Annotated in this window: 14 protein-coding genes; 7 read left to right on the top strand and 7 right to left on the bottom strand. The window is 61.0% G+C overall.

The window, feature by feature from the left end; translation table 11 throughout:
• Positions 1-6: 6 nt before the first annotated feature.
• Genes PH547_RS19600 through PH547_RS19585 form a run of 4 tightly spaced genes read right to left on the bottom strand, consistent with a single transcriptional unit; the run spans position 7 to position 4,217 of the window.
• Positions 7-885, bottom strand: coding sequence for an ABC transporter permease (locus PH547_RS19600; RefSeq protein ID WP_285169130.1), 879 nt, complete (start codon positions 883-885; stop codon positions 7-9).
• A 2-nt stretch (positions 886-887) separates the two neighbouring features.
• Entirely contained in the window at positions 888-1,847 is a 960-nt protein-coding gene (locus PH547_RS19595) for an ABC transporter permease (RefSeq protein ID WP_285169129.1), read from the bottom strand.
• A gap of 59 nt (positions 1,848-1,906) precedes the next feature.
• Entirely contained in the window at positions 1,907-3,490 is a 1,584-nt protein-coding gene (locus tag PH547_RS19590) for an ABC transporter substrate-binding protein (protein ID WP_285169128.1), read from the bottom strand.
• Positions 3,474-4,217 carry a FadR/GntR family transcriptional regulator gene (locus tag PH547_RS19585; RefSeq protein WP_285169127.1) on the bottom strand — a complete coding sequence of 248 codons (744 nt, stop codon included), beginning with the start codon at positions 4,215-4,217 and terminating at the stop codon, positions 3,474-3,476. The genes PH547_RS19590 and PH547_RS19585 overlap by 17 nt, the downstream gene beginning before the upstream one ends.
• Positions 4,218-4,389: 172 nt before the next feature.
• On the opposite strand from PH547_RS19585, the gene cobF reads away from it, so the two are divergent.
• From cobF to PH547_RS19560, 5 genes are all read left to right on the top strand, one after another.
• Complete coding sequence (gene cobF / locus PH547_RS19580) at positions 4,390-5,166, top strand: precorrin-6A synthase (deacetylating) (protein ID WP_285169126.1); 777 nt, start codon at positions 4,390-4,392, stop codon at positions 5,164-5,166.
• 77 nt (positions 5,167-5,243) lie between these two features.
• Positions 5,244-6,650, top strand: coding sequence for a precorrin-3B synthase (cobG, locus tag PH547_RS19575; RefSeq protein WP_285169125.1), 1,407 nt, complete (start codon positions 5,244-5,246; stop codon positions 6,648-6,650).
• Between the two features lie 2 nt (positions 6,651-6,652).
• Positions 6,653-7,285 (top strand): precorrin-8X methylmutase, encoded by a 633-nt coding sequence (locus tag PH547_RS19570; protein WP_285169124.1) that lies wholly within the window; start codon positions 6,653-6,655, stop codon positions 7,283-7,285.
• Positions 7,282-8,019 (top strand): precorrin-2 C(20)-methyltransferase, encoded by a 738-nt coding sequence (locus tag PH547_RS19565; protein WP_285169123.1) that lies wholly within the window; start codon positions 7,282-7,284, stop codon positions 8,017-8,019. Before PH547_RS19570 ends, PH547_RS19565 begins: the two co-directional genes overlap by 4 nt.
• On the top strand, positions 8,016-8,780 hold the full coding sequence (locus tag PH547_RS19560) for a precorrin-3B C(17)-methyltransferase (RefSeq protein WP_260304967.1): 765 nt from the start codon (positions 8,016-8,018) through the stop codon (positions 8,778-8,780). Before PH547_RS19565 ends, PH547_RS19560 begins: the two co-directional genes overlap by 4 nt.
• Here the strand turns inward: PH547_RS19560 and PH547_RS19555 are convergent.
• Positions 8,744-9,514 carry a cobalt-precorrin-6A reductase gene (locus PH547_RS19555; protein WP_260304968.1) on the bottom strand — a complete coding sequence of 257 codons (771 nt, stop codon included), beginning with the start codon at positions 9,512-9,514 and terminating at the stop codon, positions 8,744-8,746. The genes PH547_RS19560 and PH547_RS19555 overlap by 37 nt on opposite strands.
• Here PH547_RS19555 and cbiE point away from each other — a divergent pair.
• Both cbiE and cobM read left to right on the top strand, forming a co-directional pair.
• The gene (cbiE, locus tag PH547_RS19550) at positions 9,513-10,739 is read left to right on the top strand and encodes a precorrin-6y C5,15-methyltransferase (decarboxylating) subunit CbiE (RefSeq protein WP_285169122.1); all 1,227 of its coding nucleotides are present in this window, start codon (positions 9,513-9,515) and stop codon (positions 10,737-10,739) included. The two genes, PH547_RS19555 and cbiE, sit on opposite strands and share 2 nt — an antisense overlap.
• Positions 10,740-10,761: 22 nt before the next feature.
• The gene (cobM, locus tag PH547_RS19545) at positions 10,762-11,520 is read left to right on the top strand and encodes a precorrin-4 C(11)-methyltransferase (protein ID WP_283054213.1); all 759 of its coding nucleotides are present in this window, start codon (positions 10,762-10,764) and stop codon (positions 11,518-11,520) included.
• Between the two features lie 119 nt (positions 11,521-11,639).
• Here cobM and PH547_RS19540 read toward each other — a convergent pair whose 3' ends face one another.
• Complete coding sequence (locus PH547_RS19540; protein ID WP_283054212.1) at positions 11,640-12,452, bottom strand: TIM barrel protein; 813 nt, start codon at positions 12,450-12,452, stop codon at positions 11,640-11,642.
• Positions 12,453-12,620: 168 nt separating this feature from the next.
• The gene (locus tag PH547_RS19535) at positions 12,621-13,649 is read right to left on the bottom strand and encodes a LacI family DNA-binding transcriptional regulator (protein WP_260304972.1); all 1,029 of its coding nucleotides are present in this window, start codon (positions 13,647-13,649) and stop codon (positions 12,621-12,623) included.
• Positions 13,650-13,672: the final 23 nt, after the last annotated feature.

The following is a 13,672-nucleotide window of genomic DNA, read 5'->3' as shown; positions in this document are numbered from 1 at the left end:
CGGTTGTCAGTTCAGTTCGGCACGTGGATCGAAGGCATCTCTGAGGCCATCGCCGATGAAGTTGATTGCAAGCACGGCAAGGATCAGCGCTCCGCCGGGGAAGAGCCATTGCCAGGGATATTGTTCGAGCACGGCGGTCGACCGGGCGGCATTCAGCATGTTGCCCCAGCTTGCGGCAGGCGGGGCAATGCCGAGACCGAGGAAGGACAGACCGGCCTCCAGCAGGATGGCATTGGCGATCTGCAGCGTTGCGTAGACGACGAGGATGTCGATCGCGTTCGGCAGGCCATGGCGAAAAAGCAGGTGTCCAATGCCGGCGCCCATACCGCGCGAGGCCATGACGAAATCGCGCTCGCGCAGTTCCAGAAGCCGCGAGCGGACCATGCGCGCAAGAAGCGGCCAGGAGAGCAGCGAGATGACCAGCACCGTCGGCCAGATGCCAGTGCCGGCGATCGAGGCGAGCACCAGCAGGAAGATGACAGGCGGCAGGGTCATCACCAGATCGACGAAGCGCATGGAGACGGCATCAGCCCACCGGCCGGCGAGTGCCGAGACGGCGCCGAAGAGGAAGCCGATGATCGCGGAAAGGGCGGTCGATGCGGCGGCAACGAGCAGCGAAATCCGCCCGCCTTCCAGAACACGCGCAAACACGTCGCGGCCGACTCCATCGGTTCCGAACCAGTGCGTTGCCGTCGGGCCGCCGTTCATGGCCAGCAGATCGATATCGTTCGGCTGAAACTTCCACCACAGCGGATAGGAGAGGATCAGAAGCAACATTGGAATGGCGACGCAAATGCCGGCGACGGCGGCGTGGTTCAATAGAAAGCGTTCGAATGCGCGAGCGAGCGGCCCGGGGCTGCGGCGGGACGTGGAGCGAGCAAACATCGTCAGCCCACCTTGATGCGCGGATCGACAACCGCGTAGGTGATATCGGTCAGAAGATTAACGATGATGACGCAGATGCCGATGATGAGCGTCGCGCCCATGATGACGGGGTAGTCTCGCGTCTCCACTGCATTGACGAGAAGCAGGCCCATGCCCGGCCAGTTAAAGACGCTCTCGATGAAGATGGCGCCGCCGATCGCAAGCCCGATGGTCGAGCCGATGAGGGTTACGATGGGAAGGAGGGCATTGCGCAGCGCATGCTTGGTGATGACCCAGAACTCCTTCACTCCCTTGGCGCGAGCCGTGCGCACGTAATCCTGATTGAGGACTTCGAGCAGCGAAGCGCGCATATAGCGCGTGATCAATGCGGCCTGCGCGATGGACAGCAGCGCGGCGGGCAGGATCAGGTGATGAATAAGATCACTGATCGAAAATTCCTCGCCAGGCGTCAGCATGCCGCCGGAGGGCATCCAATGCAGGCGAACGGAGAAGACATAGAGGCCAATGAGGGCGCTGAGGAACGCAGGGCTGGAAATACCGGCAAGCGCGAACACCGAGAAGGACAGGTCGGCGAGCGAATTGCGGCGGACGGCGCTGAAAACGCCCACGGCAATGCCGGCAATAACGGCGATCACAAGCGCCGAACCCATGAGAAGCACCGTCGGTCCGATCCGTGACAGCACAAGACCGAGAACCGGCTGGTCGAGACGTTTGATCGAATAGCCGAGATTGCCCGTCAGCGCGTTCTGCAGCCATCCAAGGTATTGCAGCGGCAAGGGCTGGTCGAGCCCCAAACTCCTGCGCAGGTTCGCAAGGTCGGTCGGCGACATCGGGACATTCGGATCGATATAAGCATCGATCGGATCGCCGGGCGTCAGACGCAAGAGGAGGAAGATCAGCATGCTCAGGGCGATGAGCATGCCAGCCCCTATGGCCAGGCGTCGAAGGCTGTATCGAAGCATTGTAAATCCGTCCTGTCAGGGTGGCCGAGGCCGCCCTCAAGGCTTTGGAAGGAAACACCTTATTCGGCGATCGACCATTTCTGCGGATTGGCCTGATAAGGCCCGCCGCCAGGCGCCGGCGTCCAGACGAAATCCTTCACCTTGGACGAGACGATGCCATAGCGCTTTGCCACCCAGAGCGTTGCCCAGGGCAAGTTCGTATTCATGACCTTGCAGACGTCCTGATAGCGGCCGTCGCGTTTGGAACCGTCGGTCTCGGTCAGTGCGGCGTTGAGCGCGGCGCTCAGATCCGGCATGCGCGCTCGAACGACATTCGCTCCGGCTGGCGGAATCTGGCTTTCGTTCAGCCCGACATTGATGCTTCCGGCATCCGGTCCGTTCTGAAGTCCGGCGTAGACCATTTGGAACTGCGCGACATCCGGTTTCGCGTTGAGCACGATGCTGTTGTAAGTCGGCGCATCGACGGCGCGTGGGACGACATTGATGCCGACTTGGGCGAGCATCGCTTGGACGGCAGCCAGCACATTGGTCGCGAGCGGCGTCGTGTAATAGGTCAGCAGCGTGATCGGCTTGCTGCCGTTGATCTGATCCCATCCCGCTTCGGTCAGCAACTGCTTGGCTTTTGCCGGGTCGTAGGCATAGTCGTCGACGCCTTTTGGTATCAGTTGCTCGGCAACATAGGCGCAATTGGCAGGCTTGGCCGCGCCGCCATAGAGGCTCTTGATGATGGCATCGCGATTGATCGCGTACATCACCGCCTTGCGGACACGCGCATCCTTCCAGATCGGGGAATCCTGGTTGAAGCCGAGATAGTTGACGACGAAGGAATCTCCTTCGATGACCTTGAAATTCTTATCGTCCTTGAAAGTCGGCACGTCGTTGGAATCGACGTAGGTGAACTGGATTTCACCGGATCTCAGAGCCGCGATCGCCGCAGCCGGATTGGCGAAATAGCGGTTGATGATGCGTTCGAGTGCAGGCTTGCCGCCGCGATATTCGGTGTTGGCGGCGAGCTCGACATATTGATCGGATACGTATTTCGTGAACTTGAAAGGTCCGGTGCCGATCGGCGTGGTGGACCACCATGTACTCTTGGCCAACTGATCGGCCGGTATCGCGGACAGGGCATGTTCCGGCAGCATCATGACCTTGGTCATGGTGTCGAGAAAGCTGCCAGTCGGCGTGCTCAGCTTGACCACAACCGTGTGCTCGTCCGGCGTTTCGACGGATGAAATGCCCTGCAGCCGGGCGGCGAGTACCGAACCGGTCTTGGCGTTCATGGCGAGGCCGATGGTGAACTTGGCGTCCTTGGCCGTGAACGCTTGGCCGTCATGCCATTTGGCGTCCGTCAGCTTGAACGTGTAGGTCTTCTGATCCGGGCTCACCTCGTAGGAGCTAGCGAGTTCGCCGACGACTTTCTGCAGCTTCTCGTCATAGGCGACGAGCGGTTCGTAATAGATGCTGAGCCAGGTGAATCCCGCCGTTGCGGCAAGAGGATTGAAGTTGCCTTGGAAGCCGCCCGGACCGACATCGAAGCCGCCGGAAAGGGTCGCGGGCCGCGCCTGGCCGACAAGGGCCGGAATTGCGGTCGTCGACAGCATGGCTGCAAGGGCGATGACGGATAGTCTATATGCTCTCCTCATGTGTTCCTCCCACATATGAACTTGTCTTGTTGTTGGCAATCACCCGGGCAATGCCTTCGTAGTGCCGATCCAGGCGTCTGCGCGCCTCCTTCAGATCCTTTGCTTCCACTGCATCCACGATCGCGGCATGATCGCGCCAGGTCGCCATCGGATCGACGTTCTCCAGGTTCACGAAATCCGAAGCCTTGTAGAAAGCGAGCCAGAAGACATCGATCAGCCGCACGAGCGTTTCATTGTGCTGGCAGCGAAAGAGCAGCCGATGAAAGAGCTGATCGTCTTCGGCAAAGGTCTCTCCGCGCTCGGCATGGACGCGCATCCTGTTGACCGTGCTGCGCAGTTCGGCGATGTCTTCCTCGCCGATCATCTCGATCGTCTTGCTAATCAATCCCACTTCCAGCGTGCGGCGGATTTCGAGGACCTCCTCGATTTGCCGCAGCGCGCCACCGAGGCCATAGGCGAGATTGTCGAGCAACGGTTCGAAGGAAAAAGCCTTCACGAAGATGCCGACACCGCGCCGCGTCTCCAGCACACCGAGCGATTCCAGCGCCTTAATCCCCTCCCGCAGCGAATTCCGGCTGACGCCGAGCTGCGTCGCGAGCTCTCCTTCGGCCGGCAGAAGCGTGCCGGGCGCTAACCCGTTTTCATCGATATAGGCGCGCAAACTCTCCTGCACGGAAACATGCAGCAGGGGTGCGCGGGTCAGGGGCTTCATCGTCTTCAAGGCCATCTTCGGTTTCTTCCGCGCATAACGTAATAGAGATGAAGCTTACATATCCACTTGTAGGATATCTGTCAAATGGCGGCCTACCGATTGGCGCCGAGTGGCCAACTTGATCGCCCGCCACACTTGAAATGCCCCTCCGCTTCCGGCAAACAGCCGGAAGAACGAGGACGAGGAAATGAGGCACATCTATTTAGTCGGTATTGGAACGGGCAATCCCGAGCACCTGACCGTTCAGGCGATCAATGCGCTGAATAAGGTGGATGTCATTTTCATCCCCAGCAAAGGGGCGGCCAAGGCCGAGCTTGCCGATGTGCGGAAAGACATCTGCCAGCGTTATGTGACGAACAAGGCCATCCGCTTCGTCGACTATGCCGTGCCGGTACGCCAGACGGCGGACCGCAGCTACGTGCAAAGCGTCGATGACTGGCATGCCCAGATTTCGTCGACCTACGAGGGGTTGTTCCAGGATCATATGGCGGAACACGGGAGCGCTGCCTTCCTGGTCTGGGGCGATCCCAGTCTCTACGACAGCACGATCCGCATCATCGAGCGGGTCAAGGCGAGGGACCGCGTCGCCCTCGGCTATAGCGTCATACCGGGGATCACCAGCATCCAGGCTTTGACGGCAAGCCATCGCATTCCGCTCAATCTTGTCGGAAAGCCGGTGCAGATCACGACTGGGCGCCGACTGGCCGAGAGCTTTCCGGGTATGGTCGAGACAGCCGTCGTCATGCTCGACGGCGAGCTGGCTTTCAGCAAGATCGATGATCCCGATGCCTATATTTATTGGGGCGCCTACCTTGGCACCGAGGATGAAATCACCATTGCAGGCCGCCTTGCCGATGTGTCTGACTGTATCGTGGCGACCCGGTCGGAAGCGCGTGCGAAGCATGGGTGGATCATGGATATCTATCTGCTGCGAAAAGGCTCAGATTTCGACGATCAGGCATGAGGCACTGTGCCGCCGCCAAATTGTTTGCCCGCCGATGAGGATTATGTAAGGACATGCTCTTCGGGAAGGATGGTCCTATGGCGAAGGCCGACTTGATGGAAGAGCGCGATATTTCCTTGCGGAAGGATATCGATGCCATTGCCTGTGTTCCGGGCGCGTCATCGATGGCCCGCGGCGCCTGCCCGTCGCTCAGTGCCCCGATGATCACTGGTGACGGTCTACTCGTGCGGCTGCGTCCGACAACGCCGGGCCTGACGATCGGGCAATTCCGGGCGCTCGCCGAGGCGGCGGAGAGACGTGGCAACGGATTGATAGAGATCACCGCGCGCGGCAATCTTCAACTGCGCGGCATGACTACCGAAAGCATGAGCGGACTTGCCGCGGATATCGAACGAGCCGACATCGTCCCGGAAACCGGCGTCACGATTGAGATCCCGCCGTTCAGCGGACTGGACCCACTGGAGATCGCCGATGCCAGGGAGCTAGCCAGCCGGCTTCGTCAACAGATCGCCGCCCTCGATCCTAAGCCGATACTGGCACCCAAGCTGGCCATTATCATCGATGCCGGCGGGCGGCTGAGCCTCGATACGATCACCGCGGATATTCGGTTGAAGGCGGTGAGAACCGCCAATGGTTCGACGGCATGGGTTCTCGCAATCGGCGGTACGGCAAAAACGGCGAAGGTTCTTGCATCTTTGTCCACCGAACAATCCATATCGGCTGTCATCAGGCTGCTGAAAACGCTGGCGTTTCTCGGACCGCGCGCACGCGGCCGCGATCTGGATGTAAACAGCCTGCGCATAGAGTATCAGTCGCCGGCAGCCAGCGTACTCGGCACAGCCGACCCGCATGTTTCACCAATCGGCATCCATTCTCTCGGCGGCGATCGTCTCGCGCTCGGCCTGCGCCCATCCTTCGGGCAGATCCATGCGAGAGACATTCTCCGCTTTCTTGCCATCGCCGAGGCCGCTGGAGCAAGCGAAATCCGCACTGCGCCGGAGCACGCCATGGTGGTGCTGGGGCTGGGGCTCGAGGCGGCAAAGGCCGTTCAGTCGGCCGCAGCCGATTGCGGTTTTCGGACGCGTGCCGATGATCCGTCAAATCACCTGGAAGTCTGCGCCGGAGCAGGGGCTTGCGCTTCCGCTTTCTACGCGACGAAATCCGCGGCGGCGGATCTTCTGGACCTAGCCCCCGAACTGCTCGACGGCTCGCTCTCGGTGCATCTGTCCGGCTGCCGCAAAGGCTGTGCCCATCCGGGCAATAGTGCAGTCACCATTGTCGGTGCGCCAATGGGCTATGGGGTTGTCGTAAATGGGTCCGCATCGAGCGAGCCTGTGGCCTACATCGGGAAAGAAGAGTTAAAATCCGCTCTGGCAGAGATGAACAGGCTGGTGCGGAATAACAAAGTTGCTGGCGAATCGGCGGAGGAGTGTCTTACACGGCTCGGCACCGACGCGATCGTTACAGCACTACGACAGGGGTAGGAATGCCGGACTATGATTATATCCGCGATGGGAACGCGATCTACGAGCGCTCCTTCGCGATCATCCGCAGCGAGGCCGATCTGTCGCGCTTTTCGGAAGCTGAGGCCGACGTTGCGGTACGCATGATCCATGCCTGCGGCCTCGTCGAAGCCTCGGGACACTTCGTCTTCTCTCCCGATTTCGTTGCGACTGCCCGCGCGGCGCTTGCCAACGGCGCGCCGATCTTCTGCGATGCCGAAATGGTCGCCCATGGTGTCACGCGCGCACGCCTGCCGGCGGCCAATGAGGTGATTTGCACACTGCATGATCCCCGCACGTCGGAACTGGCGAAGACGACCGGCAACACCCGCTCGGCAGCCGCGATGCATCTCTGGGGCGATCGTCTGGCAGGCGCTGTCGTCGCCATCGGCAATGCGCCGACGGCGTTGTTCCATCTCCTCGAAATGCTGCGCGACGGAGCGCCGAAGCCGGCCGCTATCATCGGCATGCCCGTCGGATTCGTTGGCGCTGCTGAATCCAAGGACGCGTTGGCGGAAAATTCCTATGGCGTTCCCTATGCCATCGTTCGTGGCCGTCTTGGCGGCAGCGCCATCACCGCCGCCGCGATCAACGCATTGGCGAGGTCTGGCCTATGAGCGCGCAGTCTACTGGCCGGCTGATCGGCGTTGGCACCGGGCCTGGCGATCCGGAATTGCTGACGGTCAAGGCAGTCAAAGCCCTGGAGAAAGCCGAGATCGTCGCTTATTTCGCCAAGCAGGGTAAAAATGGCAATGGTCGCGGCGTCGTTGGGGATGTGCTCAGAACCGACGTGACGCTGCTGCCGCTCTACTATCCCGTGACGACGGAAATCGACAAGAACGAGGCGGAGTACAAGAGACAGATCACCGATTTCTACGATGCCTCCGCCGAGATGGTCGCTGCCTACCTAAAGGATGGCAAGACGGTAGCCGTGCTCAGCGAAGGCGATCCGCTGTTCTACGGTTCCTATATGCATCTGCATGTGCGGCTTGCCGACCGCTATCCGACAGAAGTCATTCCTGGCGTAACGGCGATGTCCGGCTGCTGGTCGCTGGCCGGCATGCCGATGGTGCAGGGGGATGATGTTCTTTCCGTGCTTCCGGGCACCATGGCGGAAGCCGAACTTGCCCGGCGCCTCGCCGACACCCAGGCGGCGGTGATCATGAAGGTCGGCCGCAACTTGCCGAAAATCCGCCGTGCCCTTGAAGCTGCAGGACGCCTTGACGAGGCAATCTATGTCGAGCGCGGAACGATGGCGAATGGCGCGGTCACACCCCTCACGAAGAGGGGGGATGCGGAAGCTCCCTATTTCTCGCTGATCCTTATTCCCGGTTGGAAAGACAAGCCATGAGCGGCCGTCTCTATGTCATCGGCACCGGTCCCGGCAATCCGGCGCAGATGACGCCGGAAGCGCTGGCGGCTGTGGCCGACTCGGCGGAATTTTTCGGTTATGGCCCGTATCTCGATCGCCTGTCGCTACGACCTGATCAGCTTCGCCACGCCTCCGACAACCGCGAGGAGCTGGATCGCGCCAAGACGGCGCTGGAGCGTGCGGTCGCCGGCGCCAATGTCTGCGTCGTTTCGGGTGGCGATCCCGGCGTTTTTGCCATGGCGGCAGCAGTCTGCGAGGCGATCGACAATGGACCGAGCGAATGGCGGGATGTCGATCTCGTCGTCGTGCCGGGTATCACCGCCATGCTCGCCGTCGCGGCTCGCATTGGGGCACCCTTGGGGCACGATTTCTGCGCCATCTCGCTATCAGACAATCTAAAGCCCTGGAATATAATAGAAAATAGACTGCGCCTGGTTGCGGAAGCAGGGCTTGTGATCGCCCTCTACAATCCCATCAGCAAAGCACGCCCCTGGCAGCTCGGCAAAGCCTTCGACATCTTGCGTGAGGTTCTGCCTGCCGACGTTCCTGTCATTTTCGGCCGCGCTGCGGGCCGGCCGGATGAACGCATGACAGTTGCAAGGTTGGCGGATGCGCAAGCGTCGAGCGCTGATATGGCGACCTGCGTCATCATCGGTTCGGCCGAGACTCGTGTCATTGCCCGAGAGACAAAACCCGATCTGGTTTATACGCCACGCTTCATCAAGGACGGGGCAAGATGATCGATATGGTGCAGCGCCGCCTCGACAGTCTCGACCGCCAGCATATCGGCAACGGGTGCGCGCTCGATCATGATCACTTCGATGCCGAGTTGCCGCGCCGCCTCGATCTTCGCGTAGGTCGCACTGCCGCCGCTGTTCTTCGTCACGATCACGTCGATACGATGGTGCCGCAACATGACCAGCTCGTCTGCCAGCCGGAACGGACCCTTGGAATGGATATAGGTGACGTTGGGCGCTGTCAGCGGCGGCTCGACCGGATCGACGCTGCGCACCCAATAATGATGGATGGGCGCGGCATTAGCGTAATGCGCCTCCTGTCGGCCGATCGCCAGGAAGACGTGACGAGGGGTCGGACCAAGCGCAGCAATTGCCTTCGAAACAGTTTGCACCGAGCGCCAACGATCGCCCTCGACGGGCAGCCAGGCCGGCCTGCGAAGTGCGAAGGCGGAGATGCCGCTCAGGGTAGCCGCTTCCGCGGCATTGGCGGAAATGCGGGCGGCGAAGGGATGGGTCGCGTCTATCAGCAGATCGATCGCCTCATCCACCAAATAGCGGGAAAGACCCTGAGCACCGCCGAACCCGCCGCTGCGCACGGGAACCGGCTGCGGAGCCGGATCGACGGTTCTGCCGGCCAGCGACAACACGACATCGAGATCAGCGCGCGCCGCCAGCGCCTCCGCCAATTGACGGGCTTCCGTCGTGCCGCCCAAGATCAGAATGCGGGTCTTGCCCATGTCTGAGATGCCTTCCACTCAACGCTGGCTCACTCTTATCGGCATCGGCGAGGACGGTCCAGCCGGGCTTGGCGACGATGCGAAACGTCTGATTGCTGCGGCGCCCGTCGTCTTCGGCGGCACGCGGCATATCGAACTGATGCAGGCGCTGATCAAGGGCGAAGCGCGGAGCTGGCTGAGCCCCTTCGAGAAATCCGTTGAAGCCGTGCTGGCTCGGCGCGGAATGCCGACCGTCGTTCTTGCCTCCGGCGATCCCTTCTTCTATGGCGCCGGCGCCACGCTCTCGCGGCATGTTCCGGCATCTGAGATGACCGTCATTCCGGCACCCTCTTCCTTCAGCCTTGCCGCCTCGCGCCTCGGCTGGCCTTTGCAGGACGTGACCGTTCTTTCCCTGCATGGCCGGCCGCTCGACCTCATCCGCCCGCATCTCCATCCCGGCCGCAAGATCCTGGCCCTGACGTCGGATGGTCAAGGTCCCGCGGATCTGGCGCGTCTGTTGCAGGAGACAGGATTTGGTCAATCGACGCTGACAGTTCTCGAAGCCCTGGGTGGACCCGATGAGCGGGTCTCGACGCAGCAGGTGGCGGATTTTACGCTTTCCGGCATCAATGATTTGAACCTTTGCGGCATCGAAGTTGCGGCAGTTGATGGCGCTCGCATCCTGCCGTTCAGCGCCGGACTGGATGACAGCCTGTTCGAACATGATGGCCAGATCACCAAACGGGAAATCCGGGCAATGACCTCGTCGGCGCTGGCGCCGCGCCACGGCGAGTTGTTGTGGGATATTGGCGCTGGCTCCGGTTCCATCGGCATTGAATGGATGCTGGCGCATCCTTCGATGCGCGCCGTCGCGGTCGAATCTTCCAGCGAACGCGCTGCTCGCATTCGCCGTAATGCGGCAAGCTTCGGCGTTCCGGGGCTTACCATCATCGAAGGACAGGCGCCGCAAGCGCTTGCCGGTCTGCCGGCACCGGATGCGATCTTCATCGGCGGGGGCGGCAGTGAAGCCGGCGTCATGGATGCGGCCATTGCCGGATTGAAAAGGGGAGGGCGGCTGGTCGCCAACGCGGTGACCACCGAGATGGAGGCTGTCCTGCTTGCCGAACACGCCCGTCGCGGCGGCTCGCTGATCCGTATCGATATCGCCCGCGCCGCACCCGTTGGCGCCATGACCGGCTGGCGGCCGGCCATGCCGGTGACGCAATGGTCCTGGGTCAAACCATAAAAATGAAAAACGAGGTAGCGGAATGACGGTGCATTTCATCGGAGCGGGGCCTGGAGCTGCGGACCTGATCACCGTGCGTGGGAGGGATCTGATCGGCAAGTGCCCGGTCTGTCTCTATGCAGGCTCGATCGTCTCGCCGGAACTCCTGCAATATTGCCCGCCCGGCGCCCGTATCATCGATACGGCGCCGATGTCGCTCGATGAGATCGAGGCCGAATATCTAAAGGCTGCCGCGTCCGGCGAGGATGTCGCCCGCCTGCATTCGGGTGACCTCTCCGTGTGGAGCGCCGTCGCCGAGCAGATCCGCCGTCTGGAAAGGCACGGCATCCCTTATACACTGACCCCCGGCGTTCCCGCTTTCGCAGCGGCGGCGTCTGCGCTCGGGCGCGAGCTGACCATACCTGCCGTCGCACAAAGCCTTGTCCTGACACGCGTTTCCGGCCGCGCTTCGCCGATGCCGAACAATGAAACACTGGAAAAATTCGGCGCCACGGGCGCGACGCTCGCCATCCATCTGGCAATCCACGCACTCGGGCAGGTGGTCGAGGAACTGACGCCGCTTTATGGCGCGGATTGCCCGGTTGCTATCGTTGTTAAAGCCTCCTGGCCGGACGAACGCGTCCTTCGCGGCACGCTAGGCACGATCGAGGCAAAGGTGGCGGCAGAACCGATCGAGCGTACGGCGTTGATTTTCGTCGGCCCATCGCTGGGCGCCAACGATTTTCGCGAAAGCTCGCTCTATGATCCCGCCTATCAGCGCCGTTTCCGAGGCAGGGAATAACGGCGGCGTGCGCTTCGGGAATTTGCATATCATTCCGTCAGCGTATGGCTTGCATAATCGTCGGCTGCACTTGCGCAATTGACCAACGAGACGCAGTGGTCTCGTTGGTCACGCCGCCATCAAACGTGTGCGGCCAGATATGCCATGCTTTCCTTCAAAGCTTCGACGGGCTCCTTCAGCGCATGCACATCCGGCGCAAAGGGCTCGAAGGAGAAGGGGCCGGCATAGCCGGCGGACAATAGCGCCCGCATCTGTCCGACATTGTCGAGACGATCGCTGGCATCGACCAGAACGCGATGCGGATCGCGCATATCGGCAACCGAGACGGCGGAATCGTTGACGCCGGAAATATGAACCAATCCGGTGAGATTGGGGAAAGTTGCTGCTTCGCCAGCGAGATGATGATGGAAGGTGTCGTGAACAAGACGGAAGATCGATTGCGCGCCGAGCTTTTCGATCGCAGCGGCGGCTTCGGTCTTCGAGCGCAATGAGCAGATCTCGAAGCCAAGCGGTTCCACCAGGCCAATGATCCCGGCGGCATCCAGCATCGGCTTCAGCGCCGTCAACGCCGTTTCGAGGTTCTGCCTGCGCGCCTCGGGCTCCCTGCCGCTACCGTCATTGACGGGAACGAGCACCAGCGCTTTTGCGCCGCAATCCCGCGCATAGCCGATGAGTTCCGCCGCTTCCGTGGCGCGCGCCTCGTTCCACTCGTTGAAACGCTGCAGCGCGTTGATCGAGATGATCGTCAGTCCATGACGCGCCGCGAGTTCCTTGACCGCTGCTGCCGGCGTTCCGTCCAGGATAGCATTGCCGGCCAAATCATTGCGGATTTCGACGCTATCGATGCCGAGTGTTTTCGCCGCGGAAAAGAACGATTCCAGGCTGAGGGACGGCGCACACATATGATTGAGCGCGAAACGAATGGAACTCATGGCAGGCATTCCTCCTCTTGGTCGCCGGCCCAACAGGACGTCGATCAGCCGTGCGTATTCCGCAAATGACTATCGACAATCACGCGGCCGATCCACAGGCAAGCACCGGCTTCTTCCATCATCCATGATAGAAATATTCTGCCCGATGATGGGATTCCATCACATTCGCTAGATATTTTCCGAGACGAAAATATCGAAGGGCAGGAAGGACTGCCCCGGCATTGCCGCTTCGCCGCGTTCGATGGCGCCGATCATCAAATCGATGAGCTCCTTGCAGAGTGAAGGGAGAGGGGTGCCGATGACCATGGTGACGACATCGTCGGCGAGTGCCGCCTTCGATTCCGGTGTCAGCTCGTTGACGACGACGATCAGCTTGCCGGCAAGCCCCTCCTCGTGAATGGCGGAAATCGCGCCTTCCATGCCGCCGCCACAGACGTAAAAGCCGATGAGATCGGGATGTTTTTGCAGCAGGTTGAGCGTTGCCTCATGGGTGATTTCCGCCGTGTCCAGATTGATCAGCGTATCCAGCACCTCGAAATCCGGGGCGTTCTCGCGAAAATAGGAGCGAAAGCCAATCTCGCGCAGTTCATGGCCGTGAAAGCGATGGCTTCCGACGAAGCAGGCGACCTTGCCTGGATGGCGAGCAGATCGGGCAATCGTCCAGGCGGCGGTGCGCCCGACCTTGCGGTTATCGACGCCAACATAGGTTTCGCGAACGCCTGTCGCGAAATCGGAGAGCAGCGAAAAGACCGGGATGCCTTTTTCCTTCAGCTCCTCTATTGCCGTCGTCACTGCAGGATAATCCGGCGCAACCAGGGCGATCGCCTGGCTCCGCGCTGCCATGGATTTCAGCTTCTCGACAATTGCCGTCGGGGTCGATGCGGCGACGAAATCGATATGTGCATGGACGCGCGCGGTTGCGAGTGCCTGTGCCGCCGCGCCGATCTCCTTGGCAAACGACTGGTAGAAGGGCTGGGACGGTTTTTGCAGCAAGAACCCCAATCGATATTGGGGCAGATCCTCAAAGACACGCTGCCGCAGCAAGCCCACGGCATGGTAGCCGATCGATTGCGCTGCCTCATAGACACGCTTGGCCGTCTCTTCCCGGACACGATGGCGTCCGTTCAGCACGCGGTCGATGGTTGCGACGCTGACGCCGGAAGCCTTAGCGAGATCAGCGATGGTTGGTCTGCGCATGGATGGTCCTGAGGTATTCCATC

This window comes from Rhizobium cerradonense, from assembly GCF_030182455.1.
Taxonomy (GTDB): Bacteria; Pseudomonadota; Alphaproteobacteria; order Rhizobiales; family Rhizobiaceae; genus Rhizobium.
The sequence above is the reverse complement of the archived record's forward strand: the minus strand, read 5'-3'. Positions and strand labels throughout refer to the sequence as shown.

What these genes read in the sequence shown, in the direction of transcription:
- PH547_RS19600 (WP_285169130.1), bottom strand. Translation starts at nt 885, where the DNA reads ATGTTTGCTCGCTCCACGTCCCGCCGCAGCCCCGGGCCGCTCGCTCGC.
- PH547_RS19560 (WP_260304967.1), top strand. Translation starts at nt 8,016, where the DNA reads ATGAGCGGCCGTCTCTATGTCATCGGCACCGGTCCCGGCAATCCGGCG.
- PH547_RS19590 (WP_285169128.1), bottom strand. Translation starts at nt 3,490, where the DNA reads ATGAGGAGAGCATATAGACTATCCGTCATCGCCCTTGCAGCCATGCTG.
- PH547_RS19535 (WP_260304972.1), bottom strand. Translation starts at nt 13,649, where the DNA reads ATGCGCAGACCAACCATCGCTGATCTCGCTAAGGCTTCCGGCGTCAGC.
- cobF (WP_285169126.1), top strand. Translation starts at nt 4,390, where the DNA reads ATGAGGCACATCTATTTAGTCGGTATTGGAACGGGCAATCCCGAGCAC.
- PH547_RS19555 (WP_260304968.1), bottom strand. Translation starts at nt 9,514, where the DNA reads ATGGGCAAGACCCGCATTCTGATCTTGGGCGGCACGACGGAAGCCCGT.
- PH547_RS19540 (WP_283054212.1), bottom strand. Translation starts at nt 12,452, where the DNA reads ATGAGTTCCATTCGTTTCGCGCTCAATCATATGTGTGCGCCGTCCCTC.
- PH547_RS19565 (WP_285169123.1), top strand. Translation starts at nt 7,282, where the DNA reads ATGAGCGCGCAGTCTACTGGCCGGCTGATCGGCGTTGGCACCGGGCCT.
- PH547_RS19595 (WP_285169129.1), bottom strand. Translation starts at nt 1,847, where the DNA reads ATGCTTCGATACAGCCTTCGACGCCTGGCCATAGGGGCTGGCATGCTC.
- PH547_RS19570 (WP_285169124.1), top strand. Translation starts at nt 6,653, where the DNA reads ATGCCGGACTATGATTATATCCGCGATGGGAACGCGATCTACGAGCGC.
- cobG (WP_285169125.1), top strand. Translation starts at nt 5,244, where the DNA reads ATGGCGAAGGCCGACTTGATGGAAGAGCGCGATATTTCCTTGCGGAAG.
- PH547_RS19585 (WP_285169127.1), bottom strand. Translation starts at nt 4,217, where the DNA reads ATGGCCTTGAAGACGATGAAGCCCCTGACCCGCGCACCCCTGCTGCAT.
- cobM (WP_283054213.1), top strand. Translation starts at nt 10,762, where the DNA reads ATGACGGTGCATTTCATCGGAGCGGGGCCTGGAGCTGCGGACCTGATC.
- cbiE (WP_285169122.1), top strand. Translation starts at nt 9,513, where the DNA reads ATGTCTGAGATGCCTTCCACTCAACGCTGGCTCACTCTTATCGGCATC.